Raw genomic sequence first — 19,223 nt, forward strand, 5'->3', positions numbered from 1 at the left:
CTTGGTATTTATCGTACGGGCAGAACTGCTACATCACGCCTTGGGCTCGAGTTTGGAGACCCAGTACTTGTTGTAAACATGCACGGTGATCTCTTCTCGATCGTGATAGAGCTGCTTGGCCTGGATCACGAACGCGTTGTCGATCTCCTTGAGCATCTCGCGCAGCACCTCGATATTGTGCACCGACTCGGCATAACGCTTCTTCATCGGCAGCTTGAGGTTGAACATCGCCTCCTGGCAGTCGCCCTCACGGAACCAGTCCGCAATCATGTGAACGACCCGCGCCGGTTTATCGACCATGTCGCACACCAGCCAGTAGGTGTTTTTCTTGCTCGGACGCCAGACGAAACCGTCATCCCGGATATGCTTGACCTGACCGGTATCCATCAGGGATTGGGCCATCATGCCGTTGTCGACCGCAGTCACCATCATGCCACGACGCACCAGCTGATAGGTCCAGCCACCCGGACAGGCACCCAGATCCACCGCCTTCATGCCTGAGCAGAGACGCACATCCCACTCTTCCCGCGGTACAAACACGTAAAACGCCTCCTCCAGCTTGAGGCTGGAGCGGCTCGGTGCATCGGCCGGGAAGCGCAGGCGCGGGATCCCCATGTGGAATCCGGAGTTGTTGAACGAGTAGGAGTAACCCAGCAAGACATGATCATTGGCCATGAAGAAGGCGTGGAACACCGGACGGTTCGGCGTCTCCTTCTTGGTCAGGATCTCGTTGCTGCGCAGCGCCTGACGCAGCGGCACGGTGAACTTGCGGCAGAAGGCCGATAGCTCTTTCGCTTCGTTGGTGTCCGCGGTTTCGACCCGCAGATCACCGCAAATGGTGTAGTCACTCACCGCCTCAAGGATCGGGGAGATCCTGTCCGCGACATCCAGATCCTTCAGCTCATGGGTGACCACCAGCATCTGGCGGATGAAGATGAGCTCCCGGAATGGCAGCTTGCGAGCCAGCAGGTCCGCCTGCTCCTCGTCATACAGTTCGAAGATCACATAACCGCTGTCGTCCTTGACCCGGGCGAAACCGTAGCACTGCATGTTACCGGCACGCTCGGTGATCTCTGCAGCCGCCTCTTTCTCAAAACCGGGGCGGCAATAAAGCAGCAGATTATTCATTTTTTCCTCCAAGACGACAGCCAGCCCAGATCAGGGCCGTCCATCCCAACATAAAACAGAGGCCACCGGCCGGGGTAATCAACCCCAGCCCCTTGCTGCCAAGCAGCACCATGGCGTAAATACTGCCGGAGAATCCGATGATCCCCAGCACAAAAGCGGTGCCAGCCAGGTGGATCACCCTGCTGCGCACACCACACCAGCCCAGAACCAGCAGGGCCAATGCGTGAAAAAACTGATATTGCACGGCGGTATTGAATGCCGCCAGACGCTCGGGCGTAATACCGGTCGCCGCCAATCCATGGGCGCCATAAGCCCCCAGCATGGTGGCCGTCAACCCGAAGAGACCGGCCAGTATCAGCCAATGTCGATGGATCTGCATCCTCACTCTCCCTCTCTCATCACGGCTGGCAATCAAACCAACCCTCTCGTGCTATCCATGTCGGGCCACAAAATGGCTGATGGCCGCCGCTGCATGCTGCATATTCTCCTGCTCACTCACGCCACTGGCTTTACGCGGTTTGAAACCATGATCACCATCGGTCAACCAATGGACCGATACGGCGGGTGAGAAGGGGAAATCGGCCAGTTCGGCGCGACTACCGAAGGTATCGCGCTCCCCCTGCAACAGCAGAGTTGGCACTGCAATATGCTTGAGTACCTCGCCTCGCCAACTGTCGGGCTTGGCCGGAGGGTGGAAAGGATACCCGAGAATGAGCAATCCTGCAGCATTCATCTCACCCTCGCCTTCGCTATACAGTTCCGCCGCCATCCGCCCGCCCATCGACTTGCCCGCCAGAAACAGCCGTGGATGGGCAAACTCGCGGATCATGTCGCGCCAATGGGCGAGCAGCACAGGCGCTCTGTCCGGCGGGCGGCGCTTGCCATCCTGTGCACGCTTGGTCATGTAGGGAAAGTTGAAGCGCACCACTTCGATGTCGGGGCCAGCCAGCAGGCGTGACAACTCGGCAAGAAAAACATGATCCATCCCCGCGCCTGCCCCGTGGGCCAGCAAAATGCGAACGGGGGCATCAATTGCCCCCTCGCGGATCACATCAGGCATCGGCGAGCCTTGCCCTGCGACGCGCCTCTTCCTGCTCCACCAGCTCCAGCATCCAGTCGCGGAAGGCAACGATCTTGCCCTGATCCGACTGTTGCTCCTGGCACACCAGATAGAAGGCATTTTTGCTCACCAGCACCTGCTCGAACGGGCAGATAAGGCGGCCGGCCTCAATCTCGGGTTGTGCCAGCACGCTGTGGCCAAGCGCCACCCCCTGGCCGTGGATCGCCGCCTGGATCACCATGGTTGAGTGGCTGAAGATGGGCCCCTGATTGACGTTGGGTGCATCGATATCGAGCTGGCGGAACCAGGCCTTCCAGTCGCGGCGGGAGGTATCGTGCAGCAGGGTATGAAGAGTCAAATCTTGCGGCGTACGCAGCGGTTTGGGCCCGGTCAGCAGCAAGGGGGAACAGACCGGGATCAGGTATTCGGTATGCAGCTTGTCCGAGCGCAGACCCGGCCAGTTGCCGCGCCCGTAATAGATAGCCACATCCACATCATCGGTAAGCGACCCTTCGTCGAGATCGACCGCCTTGATCCGCACGTCGATATCGGGGTGGCGCTCGCTGAACTTGACCAACCGCGGCACCAGCCACTGGATGGCGAAACTCGGCTGCAAACTGACAGTCAACGCTCCCTTGGCACTGCGGGCCAGCAGCTTGTCGGTCGCCTCTGAGATGGAGGCAAAGATGTCCTTGATATCCAGGAAATAACCCTGCCCCTCTTCGGTCAGCAACAAGGAGCGGTTTTTGCGGCGGAACAGCTTGATGCCAAGATACTCCTCCAGCGCCTTGATCTGGTGACTGATGGCAGCCTGAGTCACAAACAACTCTTCTGCTGCGCGGGTAAAGCTTAAGTGACGAGCCGCTGCTTCAAAGGCCTTGAGGGCATTGAGCGGGGGTAAACGACGAGACATGACACCAGCCGACGATGAGTTTTTCTAATGGGGCGCATTATAATTTGTCGGTTGCGGGTCGACCAGTGAATAAACATAATTCGCCCAGCAATCAGTCGTCATATGGCTCACATTTTCTACTACGTGTTGGTTTACATGTGTTTTTAGTGAGTCTTTCGACTGTGATTGTGGTGTTGTGTTTCTTCCTCTGCGGGAAGAGGGGCTCAAATCTCACCGGTTTGACCCAGTCTGTCATCTGAATGTGTTTGGCGCCTCCAGCTGGATGGCGCCTTTTTTCATCCCTTCTATACCTTGAACTGCCCCACCAGCTGCTGCTGCTTGTCCGCCAGCGCAGAGAGCTCGCGACCATTTTCGGCGGATGTCGCCGCCTCGGCCCGAATGGTGTGGCTCACATCGCGAATGTTGCTGACGTTGCGGTTGATCTCGTCCGCCACCCGGCTCTGCTCCTGCGCCGCCCGGGCAATCTGCTCGTTCATCTGATGGATGGTGGAGACCGACTGGATAATCTGCTCCAGCACCTGCACCGAGAGATCCACCTTGGCGAGGGTCTCGTCAGCCTGACCATGACCATCGCGGATCGCCTTGACCACGGCGCCGGTACCGGATTGCAGTTGGCTGATCAGGGTCTGGATCTCGACGATGGCATTCTGGGTGCGACCCGCCAGATTGCGCACCTCATCGGCCACCACGGCAAAGCCACGGCCCTGCTGCGCGCCGCTTCAATAGCCGCATTCAGCGCCAGCAAGTTGGTCTGCTCGGCAATCCCCTGGATCACGATGAGGATGTCATTGATGTTGTCGCTGTTGGCGGAGAGTCGCTCCACCACCGGCTGGGCATCGTTGATGATGGTCATCAGCTTGCGCATCGCCTCCTGGGTGTCGGCAACGACATATTTGCCCTCTTGCGCTGCAGCGTCAGTGGTGTTGGCGGCCGCCACCGCCGAGCCGGCATTACCGGAGACCTGCAACGCCGTGGCGCTCAGCTCCTCAAATGCCGTCGCCACCAGATCGATCTCCTGATACTGGGCCTGCATGCCACTGCTGGTGCGCTCGGCCACTTGCGCGGCTCGCTCGGCACTGTTGCGCGTACCGGAGACGGTATCAATCACCTGACTGATGGTGGATTGCAACTTGTTGAGGAAGCTGTTGAACCACTTGGCCAGCTCGCCGATCTCGTCTTGCCGCTGGATCTCGATACGCTGGGTCAAATCCCCCTCACCACTGGCGATATCCTTGAGGCGGGCAACTACAGCGCGGATGGGCGCCACAATCTGGCGCGCCATCAACCAGATAAAACTCAGGGCCACCAGCGAGATCAGCACCCCAATTGACAACTGCGAAACCACGCTGCGATTGGCCTCACTGGCCAGCTCATCTTGCAGTTGCTGGGCCGAGGCCAGCACTACGGCCCGTGGCAATTCAATGTAGATGCCCCATTTACGGTCGGTGCCACGCATGGATACCGGGACAAAGGTCTGCAACAGGGTGCCATCGCTGCTCCAACGAGTCAGCTCCTGACCCTGACTGAGCCAGCCTTTCAGCTCGCTGGCCAGCCCCTGATACTTCTGATCCAGCCCACGCCCCATGGTCACATCGAACTCATCGGCTCCCGCCACGCGCCCCTCGTGACTGACCAGCAAGATTCTGCCCTTGCCCTCATAGAGCTCCTTGTCCATGGTGCTGACCAGACTCTGCAAAGTGGCCAGCGAGATATCGACCCCGACCATCCCCAGCAAGGTCTCCTGCTCCAGTAGCGGGACCGTCACCGAGGTCATCAATATCTGTTTATCGCCCACATCGTCCAGATAGGGCTCCAGCAGGCAGAGGGCACGGGTGCGAATGCTGCAGCGATACCACTCGTTTTCGATTCCACCTGCCTCGGTCGGGCTCTCATCGGCCAGTACATCCTCATTCTGCACTTCCGGCTCTATCTTGCCGTTGTCATAGGCCCAGTAACTGGAAAAACGCCCCTTGTCGTTGGAACCCAGCGCCGTTGAGCCCTGATAATTGCTGTCTTCCCCATCCAGCTGGTCAGGCTCGAACACCGCATAGACACCAAGCAGATTGGTCGATGAGGCAACGGCATCGTGCAGCTGCTGATTGACGGCGCTGCGCAGCGCCTCCGAATGGACAAAGTTCTCGGCCGCATTCTTGCGCTGGAACAACACGCTCTCCGCCAGCAAACTGGCGCGGAAATAGGCCTCATCGAGATAGCTGGTTACCTTGGCCGCCTGCTCCGAGCCCATCGCCTTCATCCAGTTTTCGGCAGACTGCTGCGCCTCGTGCATGGTGGCTTGCCGCACCTGCTGTTGCATCTTGTTCGCGTTGTAAATCGAAGAGGCAACCAGAGCGGCGGCTGTCACCAACAGACAGCAACCGGCGATCAGGGTAATCCGACCCTGGACAGAAAGAGCGCTCATGCCAATATTCCTACGTCATACAGATATGGATAGATTATCGACTTTATAAACAAAAACTTAACTCCCTCACAGCAAATCCAGCGAGAGTTGATTAACTTCACCCTCTTTTGGCAAACCCACCACCAAGCCCAGCAGGCGAACCGAACGCCCTTGCGCCCGCTGTAACCCCTCTTTGAGCAGGGGAACGAACAAGGCTGGCTGATAGCCACCCTGACTGCGATAGACGGTGGTCTGGTGGAAGTCGGCAAACTTGAGTTTAATCCCCTGCCCCATCACCTGCTCGGCAGGGCACGCCAGCTGAAATCGCCGCTCAAGCTCCGGCAACAGTTGCTGCAATACCGTCAGGCAGGCGGCTTCGTCACAAACATCGCTCGCCAAGGTGGTCTCCACCCCGATGGTTTTGCGGATCCGGTGTGCCTGCACCGGCTGTTCATCCAGCCCCCAGATCCGGGTCGTCAGCATCTCTCCCAGCTTGCCAAAACGGCTGCACAGCTCTTGTGCCGACAAGGCCCGCGCATCCTCACAAGTGTAAAGCCCCTGCGCCTCCAGCCGCTCGGCAGTCTTGCTCCCCACCCCGGGCAGTTTGCCGAGGGGCAACTGGCAGACAAATTCAGCCACTTCGTCGGGAAGAATGACAAACAGACCATCAGGCTTGCGCTGCTCCGAGGCGAGCTTGGCGAGAAACTTGTTGGGGGCCACTCCGGCCGAGGCGGTCAATCCCAGTTCGGAGACGATGGCTTGCCGGATCTCTTGCGCCATGAGGGTGGCGCTGCCGCCAAAACAGCGACTGTGGGTCACGTCGAGGTAAGCCTCATCCAGCGACAGCGGTTCAACCTGATCGGTATAGCGCAGGAAAATGGCCCTGAGCTGACGGGAGATATCCTTGTACACCGCCATTCGCCCAGGGATGAGTACCAGCGGCGGGCAGAGTTTTTTCGCCAGCGCGCTCGGCATGGCGGAGCGCACCCCGAACCGGCGCGCCACATAGTTGCAGGTCGAGATGACGCCGCGCCGCTCGGAGGACCCACCGATGGCAAGCGGCACCTCCCGCAACGCCGGATTGTCCCGCATCTCCACCGCGGCAAAAAAGCAGTCCATGTCGATATGGATGATCTTGCGCATACCACTGTATAAATAAACAGACATGGCATCATCTTACCCCAAGGATAACCGCAGCTCTATCTCTCTTGTTGTGGCTAAAATAGTAGACTCCAAGGAGACCTTTACTACCACAATGACAAGGAGCGTTCGGGATGAAATATCTTTGGCTGGGACTCTGTTTGCTGCCGTTGACCGGCATCGGCAAGAACAACCCGACGGCAGAGTGCCGCTGGCTGTACGACCGGATTGAGATACTGGAACAGGCCATCAAGAAAGGGGACACACTCGGCACAGAGCAAGAGTTGTCTCGCTGGCGTGAAGAGTTTCGCAAGAAGAAGTGCAAACAGTACGACTACTGAGCCGGACAAGATGGCGTGACCGACAACGGCAAATAACAAGCGGGCCCCGATCAAGATGATCGGGGCCCGTTTTTCAAAGCGTGACCAGCTTGATTCTGCAGCAGAGTGCGCTCAAGGCAGCACCATAGGGCCAGCCACGGCGGTAGCCACATCATCCCCGCGCAGCACCCGCACCAGTTCCAGCGCAAACTCGATGGCGCTGCCCGGCCCCTGGCTGGTGATCAGGCGATGAGCCTCATCTCTGACGACCCGCTCATGTGACAGCTGCGATGTCGGTAGTCGGGACTGAAAGCCGGGATGACAGGTGACGATGGCACCATCCAGCAGCGCGTGATGTTGCAAGAGCACCACAGGGGCGGCGCATATGGCAGCGCGCCAGCGGCCAAGAGCGGCCTGCTCTTTGAGCAGATCGATGGCCAGCGGGGTATCGCGGATCACTTCGCTGCCGGGCAGACCACCGGGTACCACGATGGCTTCAAAGTCCCGACGGGTCAGCTCGTCGATATGACAATCGGCCACCAGCTGCACCCCGCGCGACGCTTTTACCTGCCGGGATCCGGCAGGGCAGCAAGAGGCCAGCACCACCTCGATGCTGGCGCGCACCAGGGTATCGACAATGGCGACCGTCTCTATCTCTTCCGACCCGGGGGCCACCAGCACCAGTACACTCACGTTCGCCTCCTTGCAGCTTGCTCTGCCATGTAGAAGATCAGACGGCCTGACTCTTCTCTTTGATTGCCTGATAGAGACCCTGATTGACCGGTACGGCGATGCCATGCCGGGCTGCCTTGGCCAGCAGGAAGCCGGTGATGGCCTCAATCTCGGTCTCGCGTCCCAGCTCCATATCCTGATGCATGGATGAGTAATTGTCAGCGGTCAGTTCCACCACTGTCATCACCCGACGTTGCAACTCCTCTGCCGTGGTCGCAACTCCTTCGGCACACATCACATCCGCCACTTCCACGCAGATCTGCTGCAGGGCATCGGCAAAACGGGGGCCAGCCAGCTCGCCATTTTTCAGCTTGTAGAGGGCCGTCAGGGGATTGATGGCACAGTTGATGGCAAGCTTTTGCCACTGGCGCGTCAATACCTGCTCATCCCAACCAGCCTGACCCAGTGCCAGCGCCAGCTCGTCCGCGAGCGCGGCATGGGCCTTGGCGGCATCGTTGATCGGGCCAAGCCAAGTTTCCCCCTTGCCAGTATGACGGAAGACAAAATGGCCGCACTGCATGGCGCCATGGCTGGTGACTCCGGCAATCACCGGATTGTGCGGGAACATCTCGACCACCTGCTCGGCAATGCCCATCCCGTTGTGCAGCAGCACGATTGGCACGCCGGCATCCAGATTGCTCACCAGCGGTGTCAGTGCGGCAATCACCTGACTGGCCTTGGTCATCACCAGCAGACGCTGGATCTTGCCGGGTTTGCTGACAAATCCGCGCTCGATATTGAGCAGCTGGACATGCCCCTCCAGCGAGGTGAAATCGATCCCCGGATGGAGCGTGGACTTATGATGTTCGCGCAACAAGACACGGGTAGATTGACCACTCAGGGTCAGCAGGGAGGCAAAAACGCCGCCGAGGGCGCCACAACCCAACAGTGACCACTTCGGAGTAACGGGTGGAATAACGGGCTGTCGGGAATTTTTTAATCCGCTTGGCATGGTGTGACTCTGTCAGGGTAAGGGTTGCAATCCTCTCAACCTGTTACCGGGGATAAGTGAAGATGTCGCTGGTGGACACTAACGGGTCCACCCGTCCTGTGCGCAGGGGATTCTAGCAGAGCAACCCCATCAAAATCAGCAAATTTGCCCGTTTTCTGGTAGATTTGCCCCCCGATAACGCAACATGAGGAGCTTTGGCTATGCCGTCATTCGATATTGTCTCTGAAGTCAAAATGAACGAGGTGTTGAACGCAGTCGACAACGCCAATCGTGAACTGGCCACCCGTTTCGATTTTCGTGGGGTAGAAGCCAGCTTCGAGTTGAACAAGGAAGAGGTAAAACTGGAAGCCGATGCCGATTTCCAGCTCAAGCAGATGGTCGAAATCCTGCGCGGTGCCCTGCTCAAGCGCAACATCGAAAACAGCTCCATGGAAGTGGGTGACTCCGTTCACTCCGGCAAACGCTTCCACCTGACCGTCAAGTTCAAACAGGGGATCGAGAAAGAGATCGCCAAGAAGCTGGTCAAGCTGATCAAGGACTCCAAGATCAAGGTACAGGTCGCCATCCAGGGTGATGAAGTACGTGTCACCGGCAAGAAGCGTGACGATCTGCAAGAGACCATGGCACTGGTCCGTGGCGCCGAACTGGGTCAACCGATGCAGTTCCAGAACTTCCGCGACTGATTTATCCACTCAGCCGTGGCGCACTTGATGACTCGCGCCACGCTATCTAAATCGCGGCCATAAAAAAACCGGAGCATCTGCTCCGGTTTTTTGTACCCCAAGTTTTATTAGAACTTGTAGGTAACAGAGAAGTAGTGGCCGAAACCGGTAGTGTTCAGACCACCAAAGGCACCATTGTTGATACCGTAGATTTCGTTGAAGTACTTCAGACCGTAACCAACTGCGTAACGGTCGGAGTGCCAGTAGATACCGTGGAAAGTACCCAAACCGTTAGCACTCTGGTTGTTGTCACCATGGATATCTTTATCAAACAGATAATCCAAGTAGCCCTGATAGGAGACGAAGCTGCCGTTGGAGAAGGTATAGAAAGGCTTGAACCAGTTCATGGAGAACTGATAACCGTTCCAGTCACCCTCTTCGGCCTTGAAGCCACTTTCGGTTGCATGGCGAGCATACAGGTTCATGCCAACTTTACCGAACCAAGGCACCTGTACATCAGCACCCAGACCGATCATGTTCTCCATCATGGAGTCATCAACGTTGTTCAGGGTAGCGATGTAGAGCTCTTGTACCGGGCCGAAGGAGAGATCTTTACCAGTCAGGGCATCCAGAGAAAGACGCGGGGCGAACTTCATGAAGATGTTCTGGCCATTGTGTTTGTCGCTATGGCTGCTTTGGAAAATATCGAACACATCGACATAGCCATACAGATCAAACATACCGGAACGACCACCGAATTCCATTTCCAGGTAGGTGTCGTTGTAGTCGCTGCCCATGTAAGGACGCTGGTCAATGGTATGCATTACGTTGAACTGCATCCATTTGAAATCATTCTTGTGGATATCACCGCTGTAATCAGCAGCGAAGGCCGGGGTAGCGGCAGCAGCCAGCAGACCGGCAGCGATCAGAGTCTTGGTAAATTTGGCCATTTTATTGGTCTCTTGTGCGTTAGTTGAGGTTTTCCGTAGCCTGCCCACAAGGAGCGAGAGGGATTCTAATCAAATAAAATTGGGGGTGAAACAACTTCTCGGGAACTTTATCCGGAAGTGTGAATCTAATCACCCCCGATTCTACGCAAACGCTTGCTATTTGTCAGCCGTTGAGAGCAACTCACTCCCTTTTCTGGCGACAAGCACAATCAACAACAACACCGGCAAGCCCAATAAACTGGTTCCGACAAAGAAGGCACTGTAGCCAATCTGCTCCACAACCTGCCCGGAAAAACCGGCCAGCAACTTGGGTAGCAGCAACATTACCGAGCTGAACAGGGCGTACTGAGTGGCCGAAAATGCCACATTGGTCAGGCTGGAGAGATAGGTCACGAAGGCCGCGGTCGCGATACCGGCACTGAGGTTATCCAGCGAGATGATCAGGGTCAGCAGTTCCAGGTTGTGACCAACCTGATTGAGCAGGGCAAACAGCAAGTTGGTGCTGGCAGTGAGCAGCGCCCCCAAGAACAGGATGCGCAGCGTACCGAAGCGCATCACCAGCACGCCCCCCAGCGCCGCCCCCACTAGCGTCATGATGACGCCAAACACCTTGGTAATGGTGGCAACCTCGGTCTTGCTGAACTGCATATCCACATAGAAGCTGTTGGACATCACCCCCATCACCACATCGGCAACCCGATAGCAGGCGATCAGAGCCAGGATCAGCAGCGCCGAGCTGCCATAGCGACGAAAGAAGTCGGCAAACGGACACCAGACGGCCTCATAGCCCCAGGCCCCCGCACTCGCCAGCAGCGCAGGGCACCCTTTTCCCAGGAGCTGCGCCTTGCGTTCGGCCTGTTGTTTGCCCTGCTCGGCCAGATCGATATCCGGCTCGTGGCAAAACAGCGTGGTGATGACCCCGAGTGACATCAGACCCGCCATCACCAGATAGGTAATCTGCCAGCCACGATAGTCATAGCCACTATTGCTACCAAACCATGCTGCCAGCGCCAGCGCACCGGCGCCCGCCATGATCATCGCCAGTCGGTAACCGGTCATGTAGGAGGCCGCCATCGCCGCCTGTAGCCGCTCGGGAGCAGATTCGATGCGATAAGCGTCGATAACGATATCCTGAGTCGCCGAGGCAAAGGCCACCAGCAGGGCAAACATCGCCAGCTGGGCCAGCTCGGTCTTGGGATCGCAGAACGCCATGCCGACCAACGCGGCGGCAATCAGCAGCTGGGAGAAGAACATCCAGCTGCGGCGACGCCCCAGCAGCGTGGAGAGCAACGGCAGCGGCATGCGATCCACCAGCGGCGACCACAGCCATTTAAAGCCATAGGCGAGCGCCACCCAGCTCATATAGCCGATATCGGTCAGGCTGACATCGGCCTCACGCAACCAGAATGAGAGAGTACCGAACACCAGCAGCAGCGGCAGACCCGATGAAAAACCCATGGCAAAGAGAATAAACACCCGAAATTCGAGATAGACGGCGAGGGACTCTCTCCAGCTTGGTTTGCGGATCATGTTCAACTACCTGACGACTTTGGAAAAGTGCGTCATTTTGGCAGGTTGATGGCAGATAGCCAAGGCGAGCAAAGAGATAGGTCAAAGAAGCCCGGATAGAGAAAAGGCCCATCCCGAACGGGATGAGCCTTGTATTGTGACCTGACGAGGCGAGGTGACGAACCGAGTCCGGCGAGAGTTACTTGCCCGCTTTCTTGTCGACTTTCTTGTCTGCCGGAGTTTCTGCCAGCAAGACCACCTTCTTCAGAATGATGGGACTGGTCGGCACATCGTTGGCACGCAAAATGGGGCTGTAACCGGTCTGTACCTGAGCCAGCTTGTCCAGCACCTCCATCCCCTGCACCACCTGACCGAACACGGTATAACCCGCGGCGCCACCGGCGTTGAGGTTATTGTTGTCGACCAGATTGAAGTAGAACTGGCGAGTAGCGCTGTCGACCGCCTGGGTGCGGGCCATGGCGATGGAGCCACGCTTGTTGGGCAGACCGCCGCGCGACTCGTTGACCACAGGCTCATAGGTTGGCAGTTGCTGGAACTGCTGGTTGTAGCCCCCACCCTGCACCACGAAATCCTGGATCACCCGGTGGAAGATGCTGCCGTCATAGCTGCCATCAGCCACGTAACGCAGGAAGTTCTTCACCGTCTGGGGCGCCTGCTTGGACGCCAGCTCCACCACGATATTGCCGTGGTTGGTCTCCATTCTGACTTTCGGGCCAGCGAACGCCAGCGGGGCGATCAGCATGGCCAGCAACCAGAGTTTTTTCATCATCAGACCCCTGCACCGTTCGGTTGACCTTTCAGGTAACCGCGCAGCGCATCATCGGCCATGATCTGCTGCAGCACGCTACCCAGTTGCAGGTTCAGTGTAGACTCCAGGTCGGCCATGCTTGGCTCGCTCGGGCTCTCCTTGCTGGAGGACATGTTGAACTGCTTGGTCAGACGGTTGCCCTGGAAATCAGCGATCACCTGCAGGCTGACGCGGGACTTGGTGACATAGGTAAAGGTCTTCTCTTCCACATTGACTGCGGCGTTGGAGATCACCAGCGTCAGGTTGGTGGTGCCACTGTTGCCCACTTCCAGACCCTGGCTGCGCAGCCCTTCGGCCAGCCGCTCGGCCATCAGCAGGTTGAGCGGACGCTCACTGTTGACCAGGACGGGGGCTTTCTCTTTATGTTTGATGGAGAAGACGTAGGCAGCCTCACGCTTGTCTACCCCTTCCATGGTGATGCGATTGCCAGAGTAGTATTGCTGGTTGGCGGGGATCACCTGCGGATTGAGCAGCGCCGTCTCCGGCCAATGAGTGGCACACCCGCCCAGCATCAGGGCGGCCAGCAGCAAGAGTGACTTTTTCATCATGGTTTCCTTTGGCTTTAGCGTTTGATGGCTTTCAAAATAACGAATTTGCTGTTCGACGCAACGACTTGTGCGTTGGCAAACAAGCGCTTGAGTTTGTTGTGATAGTCCAGATGACGGTTGCCTACTATCCAGAGTTCCCCCCCCTGAGGCAACACCCGGTGCGCATCACTGAACATCTGCCAGGCGATATGATCGGTGATCGCCTGCAGCTGATGGAAAGGAGGGTTGCAGAGGATCCGATCCGCCGAGCCGACCGCCACCCCGTCGAGACAGTTATTGACCATAAAGCGGGCACGCGGCAGTGCATCGGGCAGATTGTGCTCGACGTTGAGCTGTGCCGAGGCAACCGCCATATAGGATTCATCGATAAAGGTCACCTCCACCTCGCTGTCTTTGGCGAGCAGCGACAGACCCAGCACCCCGTTGCCACAGCCCAGATCGATCACCTTGCGGGCACTGTGGATGGGCAGGTTGTCCAGCATAAAGCGGGCGCCGATATCGAGACTGGTGCGCGAGAAGAGGTTGGCATGGTTGTGGATGAGCATGCCACTCCCCTCCAGCGGCCAGACAGTCGGGAAGGGGTTGGCCAGCGCGGGACGTACTGCCTGCGGCTCGCAGTGAATGAGGCGCGCCTTCTTCCAGGCCAGCGAGGTACGGGTAGGCCCCAGATACTTCTCAAACAACTTGAGGGTGGAGGTATGAATATCCTTCGCCTTGCCGGCAGCGATAACGCGGGTTGCCGGTGTCACCACCTCCCGCAGCGCTAGCAGTTGCTGCTCCAATAGAGCCTGATATTTGGAGACCTTGATCACCACCAGCGCAGGGGCATCGGGCAGCGGCGCCAGCGCATCCTGCAAGCGGATACCACCCACATCCAGTCCGTTTTCGGCCAGATTGGCCAGGGTCGCCCGCTCACTGATGTAGGAGTCGGTGACGCAGCAGGGGGAGTACGGATGCAGATAGGCCGCCAGCGCGCCAAAGCCATCATTCATGATGATGACGGGGCCCGGCTGCTCGAGGGGAGACTCCGCCAGGGTATTGATCAGATATTCGTCAGCCGCATCCCAGGCTTGCAGGGTCTCCTGACTCTGGCGCGGATAGCGGTAGAGCGTGAGCTGGCAATGGGGAGTGTCGAGAAGGGTTTGCATAGGAAGAGTCCAACCTCGGCTTGATTCGTGTATACAGGCGCCAGGGGCGACGCAAAGTGGCGCTATTCTAGCGAGGAGCAGGAATTTCACCAGTTCGATGCGCATCAAGGGGGCAACTGACGGGTGATTTCCCTCTTACGGGGGCTTATTCCATCCCGCGACTGCCGATAGAATGGCCCGACATTCACTCTGGAAGCCGATCCGATGACCATCCAACAACTGATTGAAGCCAAGCTGACCGCCGCCCTCTCCCCCACCGTGCTGGAGGTGATCAACGAGAGCCACATGCACCGTGTGGAACCAGGATCTGAGAGCCACTTCAAGGTGGTGATCGTCAGCGAGCAATTTGTAGGGCAGCGGCTGCTGGCCCGTCATCGTCAGGTCAATTCGGTTCTGGCCGACGAGCTGGCCGGTGCCGTTCATGCACTGGCGTTGCATACCTACACCGAGACCGAGTGGCAGGAAAAAGGCCACGCCCCGCGCACCCCGAGCTGCGTTGGCAAACCGTCACTCTCCTGAAACCGGTTGTACCACAGGATTCCCCTCGAGAACCTGCCAACAAAAATTAAACATATTTCCCCCATTGGCCCCGAAAAGGCTACATCCAAGGGGGTATATTTCGGCATCAAGGCTTTTTGCTGATAGTGGAGACAACGGCAAATACCCCCATCGAGGTATCGAAATAAAAAAACCTTTAAAACCACTACTTACAAGGTGTCAGGGGCTTATTCATTGCAGGTTAATTTTGTGATGGCACGGGGATTTTGCCCATTTGGCATGGCAGAAAATGCACCTTAAGTGGTAAACTCAAGCGCTTTTGAGTGAGCCTGCATGTTGAATAATTGTTGAGCCTGCCCACCTGGCACAACCACAACATCGACTCATTCAACCACCCGTCGTGATGTATTTCTCGGCGCTAACCAACCTCTCCCGTAACGGTAGTGCAAGTAAGTATGATTACAATCAAAAGAGGACTGGACATCCCCGTGCTGGGTGCGCCAGAGCAAGTAATCTACGATGGCCCCGCCATCACCCGTGTTGCGACACTGGGCGAGGAGTTTGTGGGGATGCGACCTACTATGTTCGTCAAAGTAGGTGATCGCGTCATCAAAGGTCAGGATCTTTTTGAAGACAAGAAGAATCCGGGCGTTAAATTCACAGCTCCTGCCACCGGTGTGGTTTCAGAGATCAACCGTGGTGCCAAACGTGTTCTCCAGTCTGTGGTCATCGACCTGGACGGTTCCGATGAACAGGTGACGTTTGAGCATTTTGCCTCTGCCGAGCTGGCCAAGCTCGAGCGCAGCAAGGTGCAAGAGATCCTGGTCGCATCAGGTCAATGGACTGCGTTGCGTACCCGTCCGTTCAGCAAAGTCCCCGCGGTAGCGTCTGCCCCGCGCGCCATCTTTGTGACTGCAATGGACACCAACCCGCTGGCAGCCGATGCCGAGCTGATTATCAAGGAACAGCCGCAGGCCTTCCTCGATGGTCTGGCCGTATTGACCCGCCTGACCGACGGCGCAGTCTACGTCTGTAAAGGCGAAGGCAGTCTGCCCCACTCTCCGCTGGCTCAGGTCAAGGAAGAGATCTTCGTTGGTCCGCACCCTGCCGGTCTGCCGGGTACCCATATCCACTTCCTGGATCCGGTCAGCAGCACCAAGGTGCAGTGGCACATCAACTATCAGGATGTGATCGCATTCGGCAAGCTGTTCACCACCGGTCAGATCTTCACTGACAAGGTGATCGCGCTGGCTGGCCCGAACGTGCTCAAGCCGCGTCTGCTGCGTACTCGTCTGGGCGCCTGCATCAGCCAGCTCACCAATAATGAGCTGCGTGCCGACGAAAACCGTATCATCTCCGGTTCTATCCTGAGTGGTGCCAAAGCCGAAGGTGTTCACGACTACCTGGGCCGCTACCACAATCAGGTTTGCGTGCTGGGTGAAGGTCGCGAGAAAGAGTTCCTTGGCTGGATCAACCCCAGCGCCAACAAGTTCTCTATCACCCGTACCACCCTCTCTCATCTGATGAAGGGCAAGCTGATCAACTTCACCACCACTACCAACGGTAGTGACCGTTCCATGGTGCCTATCGGCAACTATGAGCGGGTGATGCCACTCGACATCCTGCCAACCCTGCTGCTGCGGGACATGCTCTCCGGCGATACCGACGGTGCGCAAGCACTGGGCTGCCTGGAGCTGGATGAGGAAGATTTGGCGCTCTGTACCTTTGTCTGCCCCGGCAAGACAGAGTACGGCCCGATCTTGCGTGAGTGCCTGACCAAGATTGAACTGGAAGGTTAAGCGATGAGTTTCAAGCAACTTCTTGAAAATATGGAACACCACTTCGAACCGGGTGGAAAGTACGCCAAGTACTATGCCCTGTTCGAAGCGGCGTACACCCTGTTCTACACCCCGGGTAGCGTTACCCGCAACGCCTCCCACGTTCGTGATGCGCTCGATCTGAAGCGCATGATGATCATGGTGTGGCTGGCCGTGTTCCCGGCCATGTTCTGGGGCATGTACAACGTTGGTAACCAGGCGATTGCCGCCATTGCCCACATGGGCTCGGCTGCTGGTGCCAGCAGCTGGCAATATGCCCTGGCTACCATGCTGGGCGCCTCCCTCGATCCGGCTGTTGCCGGTATCGGCAGCAAGATGCTGATCGGCGCCACCCACTTCTTCCCGATCTACATCACCGTCTTCTTTGTCGGTGGTTTCTGGGAAGTGCTGTTCGCCATGGTGCGCAAACACGAGATCAACGAAGGCTTCTTCGTGACCTCCATTCTGTTTGCCCTGATCGTGCCGCCCGAGCTGCCCCTGTGGCAAGCTGCGCTGGGTATCACCTTCGGTGTGGTGATGGCCAAAGAGGTGTTCGGTGGTACCGGCAAGAACTTCCTGAACCCGGCGCTTGCTGGTCGTGCGTTCCTGTTCTTCGCCTACCCGGGCCAGATTTCCGGTGACGCCGTATGGGTTGCCGTTGACGGCTTCTCCGGCGCGACTGCACTGAGCCAGTGGGCCCAAGGCGGCCAGATGGCGCTGATCAACGGTGCAACCGGCCAGGCTATCAGCTGGATGGACGCTTTTCTGGGTAACCTGCCGGGTTCCATCGGTGAAGTCTCTACCCTGATGATCCTGCTGGGTGCCGCCATGATCGTCTACATGCGCATCGCCTCCTGGCGCATCATCGCCGGCGTGATGATCGGTATGATCGCCACCTCCCTGCTGTTCAACGTCATCGGTTCCGATACCAACCCCATGTTCAACATGCCGTGGCACTGGCATCTGGTACTGGGTGGCTTCGCCTTCGGTATGGCCTTCATGGCGACCGACCCTGTCTCCGCAGCCTTTACCAACAAAGGCAAGTGGTGGTATGGCGCCCTGATCGGCGTAATGGTCGTGCTGGTTCGCGTGGTCAACCCTGCGTTCCCGGAAGGCATGATGCTGGCCATTCTGTTTGCGAACCTGTTTGCTCCCCTGTTTGACCACTTCGTCGCTCAGGCAAACATCAAGCGGAGGATTGCTCGTGGCGTTTAATAAAGATTCAACCCTCGGCACCGTCAGCGTGGTCACCGGCCTCTGTCTGGCCTGTTCCATCGTGGTATCCGTTGCCGCTGTGGGCCTGCGTTCTACCCAGCAGGAAAACAAGGCGCTGGACAAGCAGAGCAACATTCTCGCCGTAGCCGGTGTGGATGTAAGCGAAGTGGCCAAGCGCGACCTGGCCAAACTGTATGGCGAGAAGATCGAAGCGCGTCTGGTGGATCTGGCAACCGGTGACTTTGTTGACGGCGATGCCGACAACTTCGACACCAAGCTGGCAGCCAAAGATCCGGCCCGCAGCATCCGTCTTGCCGCAGCTGACGACAAGGCCAGCCTGCGTCAGATCTCCAAGCAGATCCCGGTATTCTTCGCCAAGGATGCCGAAGGCAAGATCGACAGCATCATCCTGCCCATCTACGGTCAGGGTCTGTGGTCGACCATGTATGCCTTCGTCGCCGTTGCCGCTGATGGCCAGACCATCAAGGGCATCACCTACTATGACCACGGTGAAACACCGGGTCTGGGTGGCGAGATCGAAAACCCGGCCTGGCAGGCGCTGTTCAAGGACAAGAAACTGTTCGACCAAAATGGCATGCCGGCGCTGCGCGTCATCAAGGGCCACGCTCCGGCGGGCTCCGAGCACGAGATCGATGGTCTCTCCGGTGCCACTCTGACCGGTAACGGCGTACAGCATACCTTCGACTTCTGGATGGGTCCCAAGGGCTTCGGTCCTTTCCTGGCCAAGGTTCGTGCAGGAGAAATCAACAATGGCTGACAAGAGCGAAATGAAGAAGTTGCTGTTGACGCCTGTGCTGGGTAACAACCCCATCGCCTTGCAGGTGCTGGGCGTCTGTTCTGCACTGGCGGTTACCAGCCAGATGAAAACTGCGTTTGTAATGACCCTCGCGGTCATGGCGGTCACCGCCTTCTCAAACCTGTTCATCTCCCTGATCCGCAACCAGATCCCGAACAGCGTCCGGATCATCGTGCAGATGGCGATCATCGCCTCACTGGTTATCGTGGTTGACCAGGTGCTCAAGGCGTATGCCTATGACATCTCCAAGCAACTGTCGGTCTTCGTGGGTCTGATCATCACCAACTGTATCGTAATGGGCCGCGCTGAAGCGTACGCCATGAAGAGTGCCCCGCTGCCCTCCTTCCTGGATGGTATCGGCAACGGTCTGGGCTATGGCGCCATTCTGCTGAGCGTCGCGACTGTGCGTGAACTGCTGGGCTCCGGCACCTGGTTCGGCATCGAGCTGCTGCCGCTGGTGAACAACGGTGGCTGGTATGTGCCCAACGGTCTGCTGCTGCTGCCGCCGAGTGCATTCTTCATCATTGGTCTGATCATTTGGGGCGTGCGCACCAAGGATCCCAAGCAGGTGGAGGCGAAGGATTAAG

The 19,223-nt window shown here is 57.7% G+C and carries 19 protein-coding genes and 1 pseudogene; 7 read left to right on the forward strand and 13 right to left on the reverse strand.

The features are described from left to right. Positions 1-33: 33 nt before the first annotated feature. The 6 genes and pseudogenes from rlmM to dinB form a co-directional block, all read right to left on the reverse strand. Positions 34-1,128, reverse strand: a complete 1,095-nt coding sequence (gene rlmM / locus ACTG27_RS11365; RefSeq protein WP_005338617.1) for a 23S rRNA (cytidine(2498)-2'-O)-methyltransferase RlmM — start codon at positions 1,126-1,128, stop codon at positions 34-36. Then, positions 1,121-1,507 carry a DUF423 domain-containing protein gene (locus tag ACTG27_RS11370; protein ID WP_100654345.1) on the reverse strand — a complete coding sequence of 129 codons (387 nt, stop codon included), beginning with the start codon at positions 1,505-1,507 and terminating at the stop codon, positions 1,121-1,123. The genes rlmM and ACTG27_RS11370 overlap by 8 nt, the downstream gene beginning before the upstream one ends. A gap of 51 nt (positions 1,508-1,558) precedes the next feature. Continuing rightward, a complete protein-coding gene (locus ACTG27_RS11375) occupies positions 1,559-2,188 on the reverse strand; it encodes an alpha/beta family hydrolase (RefSeq protein WP_136501475.1) in 630 nt (209 codons plus the stop codon). Continuing rightward, positions 2,181-3,101 carry a transcriptional regulator GcvA gene (locus ACTG27_RS11380; RefSeq protein WP_005338622.1) on the reverse strand — a complete coding sequence of 307 codons (921 nt, stop codon included), beginning with the start codon at positions 3,099-3,101 and terminating at the stop codon, positions 2,181-2,183. The genes ACTG27_RS11375 and ACTG27_RS11380 overlap by 8 nt, the downstream gene beginning before the upstream one ends. Before the next feature lie 284 nt (positions 3,102-3,385). Continuing rightward, positions 3,386-5,520 (reverse strand): annotated as a pseudogene (locus ACTG27_RS11385) (methyl-accepting chemotaxis protein). 66 nt (positions 5,521-5,586) lie between these two features. Next, positions 5,587-6,642, reverse strand: a complete 1,056-nt coding sequence (gene dinB, locus ACTG27_RS11390; protein ID WP_439980513.1) for a DNA polymerase IV — start codon at positions 6,640-6,642, stop codon at positions 5,587-5,589. A gap of 131 nt (positions 6,643-6,773) precedes the next feature. Here dinB and ACTG27_RS11395 point away from each other — a divergent pair, with 131 nt between their 5' ends. Beyond that, positions 6,774-6,980, forward strand: a complete 207-nt coding sequence (locus tag ACTG27_RS11395; protein ID WP_019445898.1) for a hypothetical protein — start codon at positions 6,774-6,776, stop codon at positions 6,978-6,980. Between the two features lie 111 nt (positions 6,981-7,091). Here the strand turns inward: ACTG27_RS11395 and ACTG27_RS11400 are convergent, their stop codons facing one another. Together ACTG27_RS11400 and ACTG27_RS11405 are read right to left on the reverse strand one after the other, a co-directional pair. Next, positions 7,092-7,652: a DJ-1 family glyoxalase III gene (locus ACTG27_RS11400; RefSeq protein WP_019445897.1), complete on the reverse strand. Its 561-nt coding sequence runs from the start codon at positions 7,650-7,652 to the stop codon at positions 7,092-7,094. A 37-nt stretch (positions 7,653-7,689) separates the two neighbouring features. Continuing rightward, positions 7,690-8,643, reverse strand: a complete 954-nt coding sequence (locus ACTG27_RS11405) for a ketopantoate reductase family protein (RefSeq protein WP_201932744.1) — start codon at positions 8,641-8,643, stop codon at positions 7,690-7,692. Between the two features lie 200 nt (positions 8,644-8,843). Between ACTG27_RS11405 and ACTG27_RS11410 the strand changes: the two genes are divergently transcribed. Further along, a complete protein-coding gene (locus ACTG27_RS11410) occupies positions 8,844-9,326 on the forward strand; it encodes a YajQ family cyclic di-GMP-binding protein (RefSeq protein WP_005338634.1) in 483 nt (160 codons plus the stop codon). A 107-nt stretch (positions 9,327-9,433) separates the two neighbouring features. Here the strand turns inward: ACTG27_RS11410 and ACTG27_RS11415 are convergent, their stop codons facing one another. The 5 genes from ACTG27_RS11415 to ACTG27_RS11435 form a co-directional block, all read right to left on the reverse strand. Next, complete coding sequence (locus tag ACTG27_RS11415; RefSeq protein WP_005338635.1) at positions 9,434-10,255, reverse strand: nucleoside-specific channel-forming Tsx family protein; 822 nt, start codon at positions 10,253-10,255, stop codon at positions 9,434-9,436. Between the two features lie 156 nt (positions 10,256-10,411). After that, on the reverse strand, positions 10,412-11,791 hold the full coding sequence (locus tag ACTG27_RS11420) for an AmpG family muropeptide MFS transporter (protein WP_439979689.1): 1,380 nt from the start codon (positions 11,789-11,791) through the stop codon (positions 10,412-10,414). Between the two features lie 172 nt (positions 11,792-11,963). Next, entirely contained in the window at positions 11,964-12,551 is a 588-nt protein-coding gene (locus ACTG27_RS11425; protein ID WP_050547831.1) for a peptidylprolyl isomerase, read from the reverse strand. A gap of 2 nt (positions 12,552-12,553) precedes the next feature. Further along, complete coding sequence (locus ACTG27_RS11430; protein WP_005349692.1) at positions 12,554-13,138, reverse strand: YajG family lipoprotein; 585 nt, start codon at positions 13,136-13,138, stop codon at positions 12,554-12,556. A 17-nt stretch (positions 13,139-13,155) separates the two neighbouring features. Further along, positions 13,156-14,289, reverse strand: coding sequence for a methyltransferase (locus ACTG27_RS11435; protein WP_439979690.1), 1,134 nt, complete (start codon positions 14,287-14,289; stop codon positions 13,156-13,158). Between the two features lie 204 nt (positions 14,290-14,493). Between ACTG27_RS11435 and ACTG27_RS11440 the strand changes: the two genes are divergently transcribed. The 5 genes from ACTG27_RS11440 to ACTG27_RS11460 all read left to right on the forward strand — a co-directional run bounded on the left by ACTG27_RS11440 (position 14,494) and on the right by ACTG27_RS11460 (position 19,222). Beyond that, positions 14,494-14,808: a BolA family protein gene (locus ACTG27_RS11440; protein ID WP_180343385.1), complete on the forward strand. Its 315-nt coding sequence runs from the start codon at positions 14,494-14,496 to the stop codon at positions 14,806-14,808. 434 nt (positions 14,809-15,242) lie between these two features. Further along, a complete protein-coding gene (locus ACTG27_RS11445; protein ID WP_439979691.1) occupies positions 15,243-16,586 on the forward strand; it encodes a Na(+)-translocating NADH-quinone reductase subunit A in 1,344 nt (447 codons plus the stop codon). 3 nt (positions 16,587-16,589) lie between these two features. After that, entirely contained in the window at positions 16,590-17,819 is a 1,230-nt protein-coding gene (locus tag ACTG27_RS11450; RefSeq protein WP_005338642.1) for an NADH:ubiquinone reductase (Na(+)-transporting) subunit B, read from the forward strand. Next, positions 17,809-18,597 (forward strand): Na(+)-translocating NADH-quinone reductase subunit C, encoded by a 789-nt coding sequence (locus ACTG27_RS11455; RefSeq protein WP_005349682.1) that lies wholly within the window; start codon positions 17,809-17,811, stop codon positions 18,595-18,597. The genes ACTG27_RS11450 and ACTG27_RS11455 overlap by 11 nt, the downstream gene beginning before the upstream one ends. Next, positions 18,590-19,222: an NADH:ubiquinone reductase (Na(+)-transporting) subunit D gene (locus tag ACTG27_RS11460; RefSeq protein ID WP_005338644.1), complete on the forward strand. Its 633-nt coding sequence runs from the start codon at positions 18,590-18,592 to the stop codon at positions 19,220-19,222. Before ACTG27_RS11455 ends, ACTG27_RS11460 begins: the two co-directional genes overlap by 8 nt. Position 19,223 lies beyond the last annotated feature (1 nt).

Source organism: Aeromonas sp. 97A, assembly GCF_051919185.1.
GTDB lineage: Bacteria > Pseudomonadota > Gammaproteobacteria > Enterobacterales > Aeromonadaceae > Aeromonas > Aeromonas veronii.

Coding starts and splice junctions, on each gene's coding strand:
- rlmM (WP_005338617.1), bottom strand. CDS start 1,128: ATGAATAATCTGCTGCTTTATTGCCGCCCCGGTTTTGAGAAAGAGGCG.
- ACTG27_RS11370 (WP_100654345.1), bottom strand. CDS start 1,507: ATGCAGATCCATCGACATTGGCTGATACTGGCCGGTCTCTTCGGGTTG.
- ACTG27_RS11375 (WP_136501475.1), bottom strand. CDS start 2,188: ATGCCTGATGTGATCCGCGAGGGGGCAATTGATGCCCCCGTTCGCATT.
- ACTG27_RS11380 (WP_005338622.1), bottom strand. CDS start 3,101: ATGTCTCGTCGTTTACCCCCGCTCAATGCCCTCAAGGCCTTTGAAGCA.
- dinB (WP_439980513.1), bottom strand. CDS start 6,642: ATGCGCAAGATCATCCATATCGACATGGACTGCTTTTTTGCCGCGGTG.
- ACTG27_RS11395 (WP_019445898.1), top strand. CDS start 6,774: ATGAAATATCTTTGGCTGGGACTCTGTTTGCTGCCGTTGACCGGCATC.
- ACTG27_RS11405 (WP_201932744.1), bottom strand. CDS start 8,643: ATGCCAAGCGGATTAAAAAATTCCCGACAGCCCGTTATTCCACCCGTT.
- ACTG27_RS11410 (WP_005338634.1), top strand. CDS start 8,844: ATGCCGTCATTCGATATTGTCTCTGAAGTCAAAATGAACGAGGTGTTG.
- ACTG27_RS11415 (WP_005338635.1), bottom strand. CDS start 10,255: ATGGCCAAATTTACCAAGACTCTGATCGCTGCCGGTCTGCTGGCTGCT.
- ACTG27_RS11425 (WP_050547831.1), bottom strand. CDS start 12,551: ATGAAAAAACTCTGGTTGCTGGCCATGCTGATCGCCCCGCTGGCGTTC.
- ACTG27_RS11430 (WP_005349692.1), bottom strand. CDS start 13,138: ATGAAAAAGTCACTCTTGCTGCTGGCCGCCCTGATGCTGGGCGGGTGT.
- ACTG27_RS11435 (WP_439979690.1), bottom strand. CDS start 14,289: ATGCAAACCCTTCTCGACACTCCCCATTGCCAGCTCACGCTCTACCGC.
- ACTG27_RS11440 (WP_180343385.1), top strand. CDS start 14,494: ATGACCATCCAACAACTGATTGAAGCCAAGCTGACCGCCGCCCTCTCC.
- ACTG27_RS11445 (WP_439979691.1), top strand. CDS start 15,243: ATGATTACAATCAAAAGAGGACTGGACATCCCCGTGCTGGGTGCGCCA.
- ACTG27_RS11450 (WP_005338642.1), top strand. CDS start 16,590: ATGAGTTTCAAGCAACTTCTTGAAAATATGGAACACCACTTCGAACCG.
- ACTG27_RS11460 (WP_005338644.1), top strand. CDS start 18,590: ATGGCTGACAAGAGCGAAATGAAGAAGTTGCTGTTGACGCCTGTGCTG.